15 protein-coding genes are annotated in these 14,353 nt (G+C 60.1%); 4 read left to right on the top strand and 11 right to left on the bottom strand.

Going from position 1 to position 14,353, the window contains the following annotated elements; genetic code table 11:
* Nucleotides 1–38: 38 nt before the first annotated feature.
* The 6 genes from ACR0C6_RS12695 to ACR0C6_RS12670 form a co-directional block, all read right to left on the bottom strand.
* Nucleotides 39–614: a hypothetical protein gene (locus ACR0C6_RS12695; protein ID WP_480619602.1), complete on the bottom strand. Its 576-nt coding sequence runs from the start codon at nucleotides 612–614 to the stop codon at nucleotides 39–41.
* The gene (pheS, locus tag ACR0C6_RS12690; protein WP_480619600.1) at nucleotides 611–1,684 is read right to left on the bottom strand and encodes a phenylalanine--tRNA ligase subunit alpha; all 1,074 of its coding nucleotides are present in this window, start codon (nucleotides 1,682–1,684) and stop codon (nucleotides 611–613) included. The genes ACR0C6_RS12695 and pheS overlap by 4 nt, the downstream gene beginning before the upstream one ends.
* A 70-nt stretch (nucleotides 1,685–1,754) precedes the next feature.
* Entirely contained in the window at nucleotides 1,755–3,125 is a 1,371-nt protein-coding gene (locus ACR0C6_RS12685; RefSeq protein ID WP_152456747.1) for a glutamate--cysteine ligase, read from the bottom strand.
* 66 nt (nucleotides 3,126–3,191) lie between these two features.
* Nucleotides 3,192–3,719 carry a hypothetical protein gene (locus ACR0C6_RS12680; RefSeq protein WP_171119774.1) on the bottom strand — a complete coding sequence of 176 codons (528 nt, stop codon included), beginning with the start codon at nucleotides 3,717–3,719 and terminating at the stop codon, nucleotides 3,192–3,194.
* Nucleotides 3,716–4,489 (bottom strand): GNAT family N-acetyltransferase, encoded by a 774-nt coding sequence (locus ACR0C6_RS12675; RefSeq protein ID WP_171641514.1) that lies wholly within the window; start codon nucleotides 4,487–4,489, stop codon nucleotides 3,716–3,718. The genes ACR0C6_RS12680 and ACR0C6_RS12675 overlap by 4 nt, the downstream gene beginning before the upstream one ends.
* Before the next feature lie 68 nt (nucleotides 4,490–4,557).
* Nucleotides 4,558–5,283: a 16S rRNA (uracil(1498)-N(3))-methyltransferase gene (locus ACR0C6_RS12670; RefSeq protein WP_480446836.1), complete on the bottom strand. Its 726-nt coding sequence runs from the start codon at nucleotides 5,281–5,283 to the stop codon at nucleotides 4,558–4,560.
* Between the two features lie 12 nt (nucleotides 5,284–5,295).
* Here ACR0C6_RS12670 and ubiA point away from each other — a divergent pair, with 12 nt between their 5' ends.
* The 3 genes from ubiA (at nucleotide 5,296) to ACR0C6_RS12655 (ending at nucleotide 8,582) form a co-directional block, all read left to right on the top strand.
* Nucleotides 5,296–6,258 carry a 4-hydroxybenzoate octaprenyltransferase gene (gene ubiA, locus ACR0C6_RS12665; RefSeq protein WP_480446837.1) on the top strand — a complete coding sequence of 321 codons (963 nt, stop codon included), beginning with the start codon at nucleotides 5,296–5,298 and terminating at the stop codon, nucleotides 6,256–6,258.
* Nucleotides 6,259–6,322: 64 nt separating this feature from the next.
* The gene (locus tag ACR0C6_RS12660; protein WP_480619598.1) at nucleotides 6,323–8,260 is read left to right on the top strand and encodes an OmpA family protein; all 1,938 of its coding nucleotides are present in this window, start codon (nucleotides 6,323–6,325) and stop codon (nucleotides 8,258–8,260) included.
* A gap of 1 nt (nucleotide 8,261) precedes the next feature.
* Complete coding sequence (locus tag ACR0C6_RS12655; RefSeq protein ID WP_117870533.1) at nucleotides 8,262–8,582, top strand: hypothetical protein; 321 nt, start codon at nucleotides 8,262–8,264, stop codon at nucleotides 8,580–8,582.
* A 21-nt stretch (nucleotides 8,583–8,603) separates the two neighbouring features.
* On the opposite strand, the gene ACR0C6_RS12650 is transcribed toward ACR0C6_RS12655, so the two are convergent.
* The 4 genes from ACR0C6_RS12650 to pgsA all read right to left on the bottom strand — a co-directional run bounded on the left by ACR0C6_RS12650 (nucleotide 8,604) and on the right by pgsA (nucleotide 11,289).
* Entirely contained in the window at nucleotides 8,604–9,812 is a 1,209-nt protein-coding gene (locus ACR0C6_RS12650; protein ID WP_480446840.1) for a trans-sulfuration enzyme family protein, read from the bottom strand.
* Nucleotides 9,813–9,924: 112 nt separating this feature from the next.
* The gene (locus ACR0C6_RS12645; RefSeq protein WP_480446841.1) at nucleotides 9,925–10,368 is read right to left on the bottom strand and encodes a molybdenum cofactor biosynthesis protein MoaE; all 444 of its coding nucleotides are present in this window, start codon (nucleotides 10,366–10,368) and stop codon (nucleotides 9,925–9,927) included.
* A gap of 3 nt (nucleotides 10,369–10,371) precedes the next feature.
* The gene (gene moaD, locus ACR0C6_RS12640; protein ID WP_480446842.1) at nucleotides 10,372–10,617 is read right to left on the bottom strand and encodes a molybdopterin converting factor subunit 1; all 246 of its coding nucleotides are present in this window, start codon (nucleotides 10,615–10,617) and stop codon (nucleotides 10,372–10,374) included.
* A 3-nt stretch (nucleotides 10,618–10,620) separates the two neighbouring features.
* Nucleotides 10,621–11,289: a CDP-diacylglycerol--glycerol-3-phosphate 3-phosphatidyltransferase gene (gene pgsA, locus ACR0C6_RS12635; RefSeq protein WP_152456738.1), complete on the bottom strand. Its 669-nt coding sequence runs from the start codon at nucleotides 11,287–11,289 to the stop codon at nucleotides 10,621–10,623.
* Nucleotides 11,290–11,462: 173 nt separating this feature from the next.
* Here pgsA and ACR0C6_RS12630 point away from each other — a divergent pair, with 173 nt between their 5' ends.
* Nucleotides 11,463–12,347, top strand: a complete 885-nt coding sequence (locus ACR0C6_RS12630) for a DMT family transporter (protein ID WP_171171295.1) — start codon at nucleotides 11,463–11,465, stop codon at nucleotides 12,345–12,347.
* Here ACR0C6_RS12630 and uvrC read toward each other — a convergent pair.
* A complete protein-coding gene (gene uvrC / locus ACR0C6_RS12625) occupies nucleotides 12,344–14,206 on the bottom strand; it encodes an excinuclease ABC subunit UvrC (protein ID WP_171229854.1) in 1,863 nt (620 codons plus the stop codon). The genes ACR0C6_RS12630 and uvrC overlap by 4 nt on opposite strands.
* Between the last annotated feature and the right edge of the window lie 147 nt (nucleotides 14,207–14,353).

Genomic DNA, 14,353 nt, shown 5'->3' with positions numbered 1-14,353 from the left:
AATCCCCAAGCCGCGCCATCGCCAGACCGTGGGGTGGCTTAATCCGACGGTGTCCGATGAAATGTGATTATGGAGCTTTGTACATCTATTGCATGCTCGCCAAAAAGCTCTTTGCGCGCGCCATTCAAACATTCCTCGAATAACCGTTGCACTCTTTGGTTGCACTCAGCTTCTGCCTCTTCGGAGTGCATTTCAGATTGATTATTCCTCTGTGATACGAAGCTTGATAGCTCTGCCGCCGCACTCATGAGGCTGTTTAGCTTTCTGGAGTCTAAGCTGCGGCTAAGCAGTAACACCTTGTTCAGAGCAGCTTTACTTTCAAGCGTGGCGGAAAACGACGAGTTGTAATCCCTTAGGTTGGAGACGTTAATCAATTTCTCAATGCTAGAAAAAAAGTCGCAATAAGCTTGGCGCAAGTCATCGTCTAGAGCTCTTTCACGATCGAGACCTTTTTGGTGAGCGTAACCTTTTACTGCAATTTGATACGCCGTGTAGGCAGCAACAACTGCCCCGAGCAAAGGAGCAAATGGCCCAATAGAATCTGCTAGCAAATTCAGCCACGAAAAATCACGGCACACATTTTCGCATGCCGTGATTATCTCCACTTCGCTCAACGCGACAAACCGCCATGCAGCGTCGGCATATCCAGCGCCGCGAACCCGTAGTGCCGCAGCCAGCGCAGGTCGCTGTCAAAAAACGCGCGCAGATCAGGAATGCCGTATTTCAGCATCGCCAGACGGTCGATGCCAATCCCAAAGGCAAAGCCCTGATAGACCTCGGGGTCGATCCCACCGGCGGCGATCACCTTGGGGTGGACCATGCCCGAGCCCAGAATCTCCATCCAGTCGTCGCCCTCACCGATCTTCAGTTGACCGTTATCCCAGGAACAGCGGATATCGACCTCGGCCGACGGCTCGGTGAAGGGGAAATGCGAGGCGCGGAAGCGCAGTTCGACGTCGTCGACCTCAAAGAACGCCTTCACGAATTCTTCCAGAACCCATTTCAGGTTCGCCATCGAGATGTCCTTGTCGATGGCCAGCCCCTCGACCTGATGGAACATCGGCGTGTGGGTCTGGTCATAGTCGGCGCGATAGACGCCGCCCGGACAGATGACGCGGATCGGCGCGCCCTGTTTCTCCATCGACCGGATCTGCACCGGCGACGTATGGGTGCGCAGCACATGCGGCGGGCGGTTGTCGCCCTCGGCGCGGTGCATGTAGAACGTGTCCATCTCGGCCCGCGCGGGGTGGTGGCCGGGGATGTTCAGCGCGTCGAAATTGTGCCAGTCGGTCTCGATCCGCGGCCCTTCGGCCACCGAAAAGCCCAGTTCGGCAAAGATCGCGGTCAGTTCCTCGGTCGCCTGGCTGACCGGGTGGATCGAGCCCTGACGGCGCGGGCGGGGTGGCAGGGTGACGTCCAGCCATTCGGTGCGCAGACGCTCATCCAGCGCAGCATCGGCCAAAGCGGCCTTTTTGGCGGACAGGGCCGAGTTGATCTCATCCTTCAGGGCATTCAGCGCTGGGCCTGCCACCTGGCGTTCCTCGGGCGTCATTTTACCCAACTCGCGCATCTTCAGCGCGACCTCGCCTTTTTTGCCCACGGCGGCGACACGGATCGCCTCAAGCGCGTTCTCGTCGCCTGCCTCGGCGATTTGGCCCAGATATTTTGCCTTAAGATCGTCCATGACGCCCTCTGAATTTGGTCGCCAACCTGCTATCGGGCCAGCCCCGCGAATGCAAGCGGGACCGGGCGGATCAATAGCTGTATTCGGGGAAAATCCGGGTCAGATCACCGTTCCAGTCGCCGTTGTAGTGTTCCAGCAACTCATCCGCAGGCACTTTCCCGCTTTGGATGCTGTCCTTGAGCGCGTTGAGGAAATGGGTCTCGTCCGGCACCAGGCCACCGGCACCGGGATAGGCGCGGGCTTTCAGGCCGGCCTCGGAGATCGCCACAACCTCACGCGCCAGATCGTGCATGTTGATGGTGCCGACCTTCGCTTGCAGACCGTCTTTGGCAGCCGCGACACGCAGCGCCTCGCGGGTTTCGGTGTCCCAGCCTTTGACCAGATCCCAGGCCGCATCCAGGGCCGTTTGATCGTAAGTCAGGCCAACCCAGAAGGCGGGCAAGGCACACAGGCGCCGCCATGGTCCACCATCGGCCCCGCGCATTTCCATGAATTTCTTGATCCGCGCCTCGGGGAAGGCGGTGGTCAGGTGGTCGGCCCAATCGCTGAGCGTGGGCGTTTCCCCCGGCAGCGCGGGCAGTTCGCCTTTCAGGAAGTCGCGGAAAGACATGCCCAGCGCATTGATGTACTGGCCGTCGCGATAAACGAAATACATCGGAACATCGAGCGCGTATTGCACGTAACGCTCGAACCCAAAGCCGTCTTCGAACACGAAAGGCAGCATGCCCGTACGCGCATCGTCCAGATGCCGCCATATATAGCTGCGCCAGCTTTTCTGGCCATTTACCTTGCCTTCGAAAAAGGGCGAATTCGCAAACAACGCCGTTGCCACCGGCTGCAAGGCCAGCGCCACGCGCAGTTTCTGCACCATGTCGGCCTCGGACCCGAAATCGATATTGACCTGAACGGTGCAGGTCCGTCGCATCATGGCGCGGCCCATGGTACCGACCTTTTCCATATAGTCGTTCATCAGCCGATACCGCCCCTTGGGCATCAACGGCATTTCCTCATGTGTCCAGGTCGGTGCCGCGCCCAGACCGATGAAGCCCACGCCGATCTCATCCGCGATGTCCTTTACCTCGCGCAGGTGGGTGTTCACCTCATCACAGGTTTCGTGGATGGTCTCGAGCGGAGCTCCCGACAGCTCCAGCGCGCCGCCCGGCTCCAGGCTGACATTGGCGCCATCCTTTTCCAGACCGATCAGATGACCCGCTTCACGGACTTCGGCCCAACCGTGCCGGTCACGCAGGCCCTCCAACACCGCCACGATGGATCGCGCACCTTCGAACGGCAATGGTTTCAGCGTGTCCTTGCAGTAGCCGAATTTCTCATGCTCGGTGCCGATGCGCCAGTCTGCCTTGGGCTTGCAGCCCGACTCCAGATATTCGGCCAATTGCTCGTGGCGTTCGATTGGTCCGCCGCCGGACTGGGGGATGGACATGAGACCCGTGCTCCGATCCTGATGTGTCTGTCTTTTGGCCAGTCGTGGGGGCAAACCGCGTCGGTGTCAATGCAGCCGAAGGTGTGGAGGGCGCGAGGGCGTACGCTCCCAAATCACGACCGGGTGGGCCGATCCACCGTTCAGTTCGGCCAGCATATGCTCGGTTTTCAGGCCCGGAAGCGCCGAGAAGACATCGAACAGCGCCTCGGCCCCTTCCGCATTCACAGGAATGTGAAGCACCGCCTGACCCGGTTGTTCCAACACCCAATGCGCCGGCGTCGAGGTCGGATCGAGCGCCAGCCGCTCAATCTCGCGAGTGGCGATGATGCCGCCATCCAGTGGGCCGAAATAGGTGATCTGACCTTCATCGACGGTCACGACACCCTGTCCGCCAGTGCCGGTTCTGAACCGCGCGCGCTGCACCCCGATCACCGCCAGGGCTATTGCGACAGCGACAAGCAGCCAGCCGATCCACCCCAGCAGACCGCCGGGCCCGTTGATCCAGCTGAGACCGAGGATCAGGACAAACCCGGCAACCAGCACTTCGCGCCAGCGCCACAGGGCCAGTTTTGCCTCGGGTCGGATGAAACTCATGACAGCACCTTTTGTGGTGTTTGCAACAGGGCGATCCGATACCAGCCGACCTGCTGAAACCCCATAGCTTCATAGGCTCGCGCGGCAGGTGGATTGTTGGCGAACAGGATGGCCGCGTTCGCGCCGTCGGTCCTCGCCTTTTGCAACACAGCTGTTGTGACCTTGCGCCCGAGTCCACAATTTCTGTTCTCGCGCGGCACAAATACACCGCCGACCTGAACCTGATCCCGGACTGATGCATTGATGGCGGCCATGGCTACGGGGGCGTCGTCTTCCAGCATGACAATCGCCCTGCCTGATTGAATATCGGTGGTGATCCGATCGGAGGCCATTTCACGCGCCTCTTGCCCTTTGGCCTGGTCGGTATCCTCGAAGTAATCCGCAAACCAACGCGTCAGTAACGGCCGGTCTGCCTCGGACAGGGCACGAAATGGAATCGGTGCCTCTGGGATTTCGCCCAGATCCAGGCGGTACAGGGGTTCATCATGATGCAGGCGATAACAGGCCTGTCCAAGCCCTAGCGCATCCAATATCATCTCAACCTGTTGTGCAGCCCCTGTCATGCCCAGAACGATCTGACCTGCGATCCGGCCCGCAAATGCCTGAGCGGCCTCTGGCGAACAATCGGGCAGTTGCGCCATCAGGTAGCCCTTTTTGGTCAGGCCAAATACGCCTTGGATGCGATCCTGCCCCCAAATGAAGAACCGGGTGGAGTGGTCATCGTCTCCAAATCCAATCCCGTGCGCCAACAGGTTGCTGCGCAGAAACATGGAAGTATCGGGATGTTTGGCCAAAAACGCCTCAATGGCCGGGGCATCAGACGGCGAGGCTTCTTGGATCACGCCCAATCCCCCAGCGCCTGCTGCCACATGGTCAATGCAGCCACCGCTGCCGTGTCGGCCCGCAGGATACGAGGGCCAAGGCTGACCACATGCGCGAATGGCAACCCTGTCAAACGCGCGCGTTCCTGGTCCGAAAACCCGCCTTCCGGGCCGATGAGAATTGCCCAGGGCCGTCCTTTTTCATTGGCGGCCAGTCGCAGGGCCGATCCAACCTCGGCTTCGTTGCAGAACATCAGTTGACGATCTTCGGGCCATGCATCCAGCAGCCGATCCAACCGCTGCAAATCGGCAACCTCGGGCACGAAGGTTCCGCCGCACTGCTCGGCCGCCTCGACCGCATGGGCCTGCAGTCGGTCCTGACGAATGCGTTCGGAATTGGTGAACTCGGTCTGCACCGGCAGGATACGCGCCGCACCCATTTCGGCGGCTTTTTCCACGATGAAATCGGTGCGGGCCTTTTTTATGGGCGCGAACAGAAACCACAGATCGGGCGGCAGCTGCAACGGTTTCGTCTGTTCAAGGCAAGTCAGCGTCCCGCCGCGTTTTCCCGCCTCGGAGACTTCGGCCAACCACTCTCCGTCCCGCCCGTTGAACAGGGCGACCTGCCCTTTGACCGCAAGGCGCATGACACCAAAGAGGTAGTGCGCCTGGTCGCGCGTCAAAGGAACCGATTGCCCCTGACCCAAGGGCTGCTCTACATACAGTCTGATCTTCGCACTCATGAGACCCTACATATGCAAGGCAATGCCCCAACACCAGATGGTCAAGTCGCCGATGCCGTCAGCGGCAACTGGGTCGACGCCCGTGCCCCGGCCTTTGCCCGCCCCTATCTGCGCCTCAGCCGCGCGGACCGACCCATCGGGACATGGCTGCTGCTGATTCCCTGTTGGTGGGGGCTGGCTCTGGCGATCCTGCATGATGGGCAGCCGCGTTGGGAAGATCTGTGGATCGCCATGGGATGCGCATTTGGGGCCTTCCTGATGCGGGGCGCCGGTTGCACGTGGAATGACATTACGGATCGGGAATTCGACGGGCAGGTCGAACGCACACGCTCGCGCCCGATTCCTTCGGGTCAGGTCAGTGTCCGGCAGGCCGCGGTCTGGATGGTCCTGCAATGCATTCTGGCGCTTGGCATCCTTCTCAGCTTCAATCAGGCGGCGATCGCAATGGGTGTTCTGTCCCTGCTGCCCGTGACGATCTATCCGTTTGCCAAACGGTTTACCTGGTGGCCTCAGGTGTTTCTGGGGCTGGCCTTCAACTGGGGCGCCCTACTGGCCTGGGCGGCGCATAGCGGTTCCGTGGGATGGCCAGCGGTGACGCTTTACCTGTCTGGAATCGCGTGGACCCTGTTCTACGATACCATCTATGCGCATCAGGATGCCGAGGATGACGAACTGATCGGCATCAAGTCAACCGCCCGTCTGTTCGGAGCTGATACAGCGCGGTGGCTGAAGTACTTTTTGGTGGCGACCGTGTCGCTGATGGGGCTGGCCATCGTCGATGCAGGGGTGCCGGATGCCTCGATGCTGGCATTGGGTGTTGCGCTCTGTGGGCCTTGGGCAATGGGCTGGCACATGATGTGGCAACTCCGCGCGCTGGACATCGAAGACAATGCCAGACTGTTGCAATTGTTCAGGGTCAACCGCGACACTGGCTTGATTCCGCTGATCTTCCTCTGCGTCGCCCTGTTGCTCTGATTGCACCTGCTGAACGCGGCCTGTAAAGATCGGCCCAACCGCCTGAGGAGTGTCAAACCCAAATATGCGTCTGCCGTATTTTATCGTTGTTTCCCTGATCTTTCTTGTATCAGCCGGGCTGTCGCTTTTGGCAGCCAGCTATGCCGTCACAAAGATCGAAGAGACATCGGAGTTCGCCGTGCGCCGGGCGCTTGACCTCAAAGGGCACGACTGGGCCGAGGTCGAGTCAGACGGCTTGCGCGTGGTTCTGACCGGGATTGCACCGGACGAGGCGACACGTTTCAACGCACTGACCGCAGCCGGAACCGAGGTCGATGCGTCCCGCGTAATCGATGAAATGGAGGTCGAAGCAACCTCTGCCCTGGCGCCGCCGCGCTTTTCAGCGGAAATTCTGCGCAATGATCACGGCATCTCGATCATCGGCTTGATCCCCGCCAGCGAAGACAGAGATGACCTGATCAGAAGGCTGAGCAACCTCGACCCCAACATCGCAGTTTCGGACCTGATGGAAACGGCGAATTACCCCAAGCCCGACGGTTGGGATGCCGCGATATCATATGCCATCGAGGCGTTGGCCAGCCTGCCGCGTGCCAAAATTTCCGCGAATGCCGATTTGGTCAAAATCACCGCCATTGCGGACAGCCAACAGGAAAAACAACGTCTCGAACGCGATCTGACCCGCGCCGCGCCGCCCAGCCTGCGGATCGGGCTGGCGATCTCGGCGCCTCGTCCCGTCATAACGCCCTTTACGCTGCGTTTTCTGATCAACGAAGACGGTGGGCAATTTGACGCCTGTTCGGCACAGGATGCAAAGGCACGCGACCGGATCGTGACCGCTGCGCGCGATGCCGGGTTGTCCGGGCCATACTCCTGCACCATCGGCCTGGGCGAGCCCTCACCACGCTGGCCCGAAGCCGCCGAGAAGAGCATTCAGGCACTGGCCAGAATCGGCAAAGGCTCGGTCACGATGTCGGATGCGGACATCACCCTGGTTGCGGCGCAAGGCACGGATCCAGCCTTGTTCGACCGGGTTGTAGGTGAACTTGAAACAGCGTTGCCTCAGGTCTTTGCCCTGCATGCCGTGCTGCCGGAACCTGAAACCAGCGAACAGACCGGACCCGTCGAGTTCTCGGCGACCCGCAGCCCCGAAGGGCTTGTGCAACTGCGAGGGCGTCTGGGGGATGAAACGTTGCGGGACATGGTCGACAGCTATGCCCGCGCGGCCTTCGGCTCGGATCAGGTCTATACCGCGACCCGCATCGCGCCGGGGCTTCCGGCAGATTGGCCGGTGCGTGTTCTGGCCGGCCTCGAGGCGTTGGCCCAGCTTCACAACGGGGCCTTGACCGTAACACCAGGCTCGGTCGAACTGACCGGCCTCAGCCATGAAGAGGACGCCAAGGCCCGTATCGCAGGTCAGTTGTCGGACAAGCTGGGCGAAGGGCAGGAATTCACCCTGACGATCACCTATCAGCCTCCGCCAGAGCCCGAAGACGCGCTGCCCGATCCTGAAGTCTGCGAAGCGCAGATCGCCGAAATCCAGACCGTCAGCAAAATTGCGTTCGAACCCGGATCAGCGACGGTCGCATCCGACTCGCGCGATACGGTGAACCAGATCGCCGACATCCTGCGTGACTGCGGGCCGATCCGGCTGGAGATCCAGGGCCATACCGACAGCCAGGGCCGCGAAGAGATGAACCAGCAGCTCAGCCAGGCACGGGCGCAATCGATTCTGAACGAGCTGCGCGGGCGGCGCATTCCCACCAGCAGCTACACTGCCGTTGGATACGGTGAAACACAGCCCATCGCGGACAACGACACCGAGGAAGGCCGCGAAGCCAACCGGCGGATCGAATTCCGGCTGATTCGTCCCGAGCCTGTCGAAACCTCCGAAACAGGCCTCGAAGCGCTCGAGGTTGGGGCCGAGGTTGGGGCTGAGGCTGACGCGCCTGAAACGGATCAGACCGAATCGACCGCACCAGACACGGACGCAGAGGACCAGTAAGTTGAACAGAACCGAATTCATCATCGCCACAGCCGTCATTCTGTTTGCGGCCTTCTGCATGGGCTGGTTTGCCAACTGGCTGGCACACCGCCTGTCCCGCGTCCGCCAAAGCGACGTTGCCGATCTGGATCGCATGAGCCAGGAACTGCACGAAGCGGAAGAAACCCGCGATCAGGCCATAACCTATCTTCAGCAACGTGAAGCCGAGTTGACCAATCAGCTGACCCAGACAGAGGCAGAGCTGGCCGCAGCCATGGACGGTCTGCGCGCCGCGCGGCAAGAGGCCGAGGAAATGCGCGGTCGGATCAACAACGCCGACTGAGAAACCGCCTTCCCGGACGGCTCACAGGACCTGCGCCAAATCTGCGATCAGGTCTTCGGGGTCTTCCAGACCAACCGACAGCCTGAACACGCCGTCGCCTGCGTAATCCCGGTAACTTGCCAATTGCGCCCGTTCCAATCGGAAGGACGATTGCATCAAAGCCTCGGTTCCCATCCAGAATATCAGACTGCGATGGTGGCCAAGCGACACGGCATAGTGAACGATCCGGAGTTTATCGATCATCTGCTGGGCCAGTGCCTCGCCTGTTGCGTGATCACCCACCTGAAAAGCGATCATTCCGGATGTGTTGCGCATCTGTTGTTGGGCCAGCTCGTATTGGGGATGCGACTTCAGCCCCGGATAGATCACTCTGGTCACGCGCGCGCGCGTCTCAAGCCAATCGGCAACGACGGTGGCACCCGCCTGATGCGCTGTCATCCGCAGTGGTAGAGTGGCCATGCCCCGCGCGATCATCCACGCGTTGAAGGGGGACATGATGCTGCCGTGGTGGATCGCGGATTCGGTGCGGATTTTCGCGATCAGGTCCTTTCGCCCGGCCACCGCACCACCGATGGCATCACCGTGCCCGCCGATATACTTGGTCACCGAATGCATAATCAGATCAACGCCCAGGTCTTTGCTTGGCTGACCAAGCGGAGACGCAAAAGTCGCATCGCAGGACAGCAACGCCCCCGCGCTTTTGGCAATTGCTGAAACCGATGCCAGATCGGTCAGACGACCGATCGGGTTCACGGGTGTTTCCGTGTGGATGAGACGCGTGTTCGACCTGATGGCTGCTGATACCGCCGAAAGATCGGACATGTTGACCGTGCTGACATGGATCCCCAAACGCGGCAACGTGTCCCGCGCCAGCTCTGCCACGCCCGCGTAAGAGACGTCGGAAACGATCAAATGATCCCCGGCAGACAGGAACGTCAGGAAGATGGCGGTGGCCGCCGCCATACCGGACGCCAGACACAGGCAATCTTCGGTGCCTTCCAACATGCTGATCTTGGCTTCCAGCGTCCTGACGTTGGGATTGGCCCAGCGCCCGTAAAGATAAGGGGCTTCTTCCTCCAGATCGTGGGCCGAAAACCCCGCCACCTGATCCGTGACGAATGTCGAAGACATATGCAGGGCCGGCGCAGACGCACCGCTGGTCGGGTCCGGGGCTTCGCCCGCATGGATTGCCCGTGTCGCTAGGCCCTTGTTTCTCAGCCCGTCTTGCATGCCGCCATCCTCCTGATCCACTTGCGCAGATTTAGCGCAGGCTCGTGATCCGGCGTCCAGAGAAGAATTGAAACCGCTCGGTTTCCAGAACCACCGCTGTGGGCGCGCGACGCTACCAGCGGCTCAGAGCGTCTTCGTCCTGATCTTTGGCCGCAACCCATTCGGCGCCGGAACGGGTAATTTCCTTTTTCCAGAACGGTGCGCGGGATTTCAGGTAATCCATCAGATATTCGGCCGCCTCGAACGCGTCCTTGCGATGCGGGGCCGCCGTGGCCACCATCATGATGCGATCCCCCGGAACCAAGCGTCCAAAACGGTGTATGACCAGCACGTCACCCAATGCCCAACGCGCCTGCGCCTCTTTGGCGATCTTGGTCAGGGCGCGTTCGGTCATACCGGGATAGTGCTCGATCTCCATCACATCCAGATCACCGCTCGCCAGGTCACGCACAACGCCGGTGAAGGTGACAATGGCGCCGTTGGAATCATCCCCGGCGGCAAAGGCATTGGCCTCGGCCCCCAGATCAAATGCCTCTTCCTGAACCGCGATCCGCATCGGTCAACCGCCCGTCATCGGTGGGAAAAACGCAACTTCCCGAACACCTGCCAGCGACGCATCGAAATCCGACAGCTCCTGATCCAACGCAACGCGCAGCGCGGACAGATCGGAAAATGCCGCGGCATAGCGCTCTTCCCGAGCGCTCAGTTCAGTCACCAATTCGCTGACCGTGGCCGCTTGCGTTTCGACCTTTTCCTTTGGCAAGCCGATGCGTTCGCGCACCCAGGCGAAATACAGAACATCCATCGGTTAGCTCTCCTTCAGATGAGGCATGGCTTTACGTAGGTAGTCATAGCCGGTGATCAATGTAAGCGTTGCCGCAATCCACAACAGCCACAGCCCGACCTGACCCGCCCAATACATGCCATCGACATTCAGGCGCAGGTGGTTCACGTCGTCGACCTGACCCGCAATGATCTGCTCGACCAGCTCGGCATCCATGCCAAAACTCGCCATCACGGCATAGTGCTCGAAGATACCCTGCGAAAACAGAACCGCGATGGCGACCATCTGGGCCGTGGTCTTCCATTTGGCCAGTTTGGTGACTTTGAGCGTTCCGGCCACATCGCCCAGATATTCCCGCAGGCCCGAGACAAAAACTTCGCGAAACAGGATCACGGTTGCGGGAAGGACTAGCCACGGCGTCCAGTGCTCGGTCGAATAGCCCACAAGGATCATAAGCGCGATCACCACCATGGCCTTGTCGGCGATCGGATCCAGCATCGCTCCGATCTTGGTCTCCTGCTTCCACGCGCGGGCCAGATACCCATCGAACCAATCGGTAATCGCCGCCGACAGGAACAGGATCAGTGCAAACCAGTCCGCATAGGGACGGGTGAAATACAGAAACATGACTGCCAGCCCGGGCGCGGCCAGCAGGCGCAGGACGGTCAGGAGATTAGGCAAATTCCACTTCATGGCTTGGACCCTATATCGCCGGTCCGGGACAGAAAAGCCAATCAGACAAAAAACTGCATCACTCACAAACGCTTGGTCAATGCGCCGCAGGCCCGACGTCTCAGAACAGTACCTCTTGGCCTTTCCCGGCTTTGCGGTCAGATTGCCGCGCAAGCCCAGCCGGAAAGAACCAGATGACAGCGCATATTCAAACCGACACACGGTCAAACATGATCGGCAGCCTCTGGATGGTCGCCGCGATGGCCGGTTTTGCGCTGGAGGATGCGATGCTGAAGGCAGCTTCAGCCGCGCTGCCGATCTGGCAGGTCCTGGTCCTTTTCGGCGCGGGCGGGTCGGTGATTTTCGCTGCGGTGGCCCGGGCCCGTGGGCAGCGGCTGTTGCAACCTGACGTTCTGTCCCGCCCGATGAAAATTCGGGTGCTGTTCGAGGTCTTTGGTCGGTTGTTCTATGTTCTGGCCATCGCACTGACGCCGTTGTCCTCGGCCACGGTGATCCTGCAAGCCACGCCTCTGGTCGTTGTTGCAGGCGCCGCGTTGTTCTTTGGCGAGACAGTCGGTTGGCGGCGTTGGAGCGCTATCTTTGTCGGCATGATCGGCGTTGTCGTCATCCTGCAACCAACCGGAGACAGCTTTTCGTTGCTGTCGATACTGGCGGTGCTGGGAATGCTGGGATTTGCCGGACGTGATCTGGCCAGCCGCGCAGCACCTGCCACGCTTGGAACCGAAGTCCTGGGGTTCTACGGCTTCCTCAGCATCATCGTGGCCGGCGTGGCCTATCGGTTTTGGGAGGGCGCGCCGATTGCACCGGTTGGCCTTCACACCAGCCTGCATCTGATCGGAGCGGTGCTGATGGGCGTAATGGCCTATGCGTCGCTGATGAAGGCGATGCGCACCGGCGAAGTGTCCGCCGTGACCCCGTTCAGATACACCCGGCTGTTGTTCGGCATCGGGCTTGGCGTAGCCATGTTTGGCGAGAGGCTGGATCCCAACATGTGGATCGGCAGCGCGCTGATCGTCGCGTCGGGCCTATATATCCTGTGGCGGGGCCGGCAAGCCTAGCCCTTGTCGTGGAAGAAATCGTAAACCTTCTGCGCCAACCCGGCCGAAATCCCTTCGACCGCTTTCAGATCGGCCAGATTGGCCCGGCTGACGGCTTTGGCGCTGCCGAAATGGGTCAACAGAGCACGTTTGCGCGCAGCCCCTACCCCTGGGATTTCATCCAACGGCGTTGCACCCACGGCCTTGGCGCGTTTCGCACGATGGGTGCCGATGGCGAACCGGTGCGCTTCGTCTCTGAGGCGTTGAATGAAATACAACACAGGGTCGTTGCGTTTCAGCGCAAAGGGGCGCTGGCCGATCCGGTGAAACTCTTCCTTGCCGTGGTCGCGGTCGACCCCCTTGGCGACGCCGACCATGGGAATGTCTTCGACCCCATGTTCGACCATGATCTGATGCACCGCGCTTACCTGCCCTGCGCCGCCATCAATCAGCAACAGATCGGGCCACAGCCCTTTGTCACGGTCCGGGTCTTCCTTTTGCAGTCTGGTGAAGCGGCGGTTCAGTACCTCTTTCATCATGCCGAAGTCGTCACCCGGTGTCAGGTCATCACCGCGAATGTTGAACTTGCGGTAAGCGTTCTTCATGAACCCCTCGGGGCCGGCCACGATCATGCCGCCGACAGCATTGGTGCCTTGAATATGAGAGTTGTCATAGACTTCGATCCGTCCCGGCGGACCATCCAGATCGAACGCCTCGGCCAGCCCGCGCAGCAACTTGGCCTGCGTGGCACTTTCCGACATGCGGCGGGCCAAAGCCTCGCGCGCGTTGCGCAAGGCACCGGCAACAAGTTCCTGTTTTTCGCCACGCTGCGGCACAAGGATTTCGACCTTGCGCCCGGCTTTCTCAGACAGCGCGTCCTGCATCAGATCCACGTTTTCGATTCCGTCCGACAGGATCAGCTGACGCGGCGGCTCCTTGTTGTCATAGAACTGGCCCAGAAAGGCCTCCATCACCTCGGCTGGTGAAACATCCGGGCCGACGCGGGGATAGAAATCCTTGTTGCCCCAGTTCTGGTTCGCACGGATGAAAAACACCTGCACGCAGGCCTGACCGCTGTCCATATACAGGCCGATCACGTCCGCCTCGGCCACACCGCGCGGATTGATGCCCTGAGAGGTCTGCACCTGCGTCAGAGCCCGGATGCGGTCACGCAGACCGGCGGCGCGTTCGAACTCCATCGCCTCGGATGCGGCCATCATCTGCTCGGCCAGTTCCTCCTGCACCTTGGTCGAGCGGCCCGACAGAAAGCGTTCAGCGTCCTTCACGCTTTCACGGTAATCCTGCTCCGAGATCAGGCCGACACACGGCCCGGAACACCGTTTGATCTGATACAGAAGGCAAGGCCGCGTTCGGCTGTCGAACATCGAATCCGAGCAGTTGCGCAGCAGGAACGCTTTTTGCAACTGGTTCAGCGTCCGGTTTACCGCACCGGCACTGGCGAAGGGGCCGAAATAGGCGCCTTTTTCCTTCTTCGCCCCGCGGTGTTTCTTGATCTGCGGAAAGTCATGATCCTTGGCGACCAGGATGTTCGGAAAGCTTTTGTCATCCCGCAACAATACATTGTACTTGGGTTTCAGCTGCTTGATCAGGTTCTGCTCCAGCAGCAGGGCCTCGGTCTCGGTTCGCGTCGTCAGGAACATCATCGAGGCCGTCGCGGCGATCATCTTTTCGATCCGCCCCGAATGACCCGGCCGTGTGTAATTCGACACCCGTGCCCTGAGATTTCGGGCTTTGCCGACATACAGAACCCGGCTGTCTGCATCGAGCATGCGGTAAACGCCCGGAGAACTGTCCAGCGTTTTTACATAGCGCTGAATGCAGGCATAGCCGGTAGGGGATGATTCGCCGTCGGTGGTCATGACCCTGAGATATGATTCTCTGGCAATGGCTGCAATCTCACGCCTTTCAGATCAAGAGAAAACAAATCCACGGTTTCTGTGGATAAGTGTGAAGATAAAATTCCGGAAGATCGGAAATCCCCTTGTTTCCTTGCCTTTTCCTTTACT

Source organism: Ruegeria sp. AL12 (genome assembly GCF_056540885.1).
Note: the sequence above shows the minus strand (reverse complement) of the source record. Positions and strands in the feature narration are given on the sequence as shown.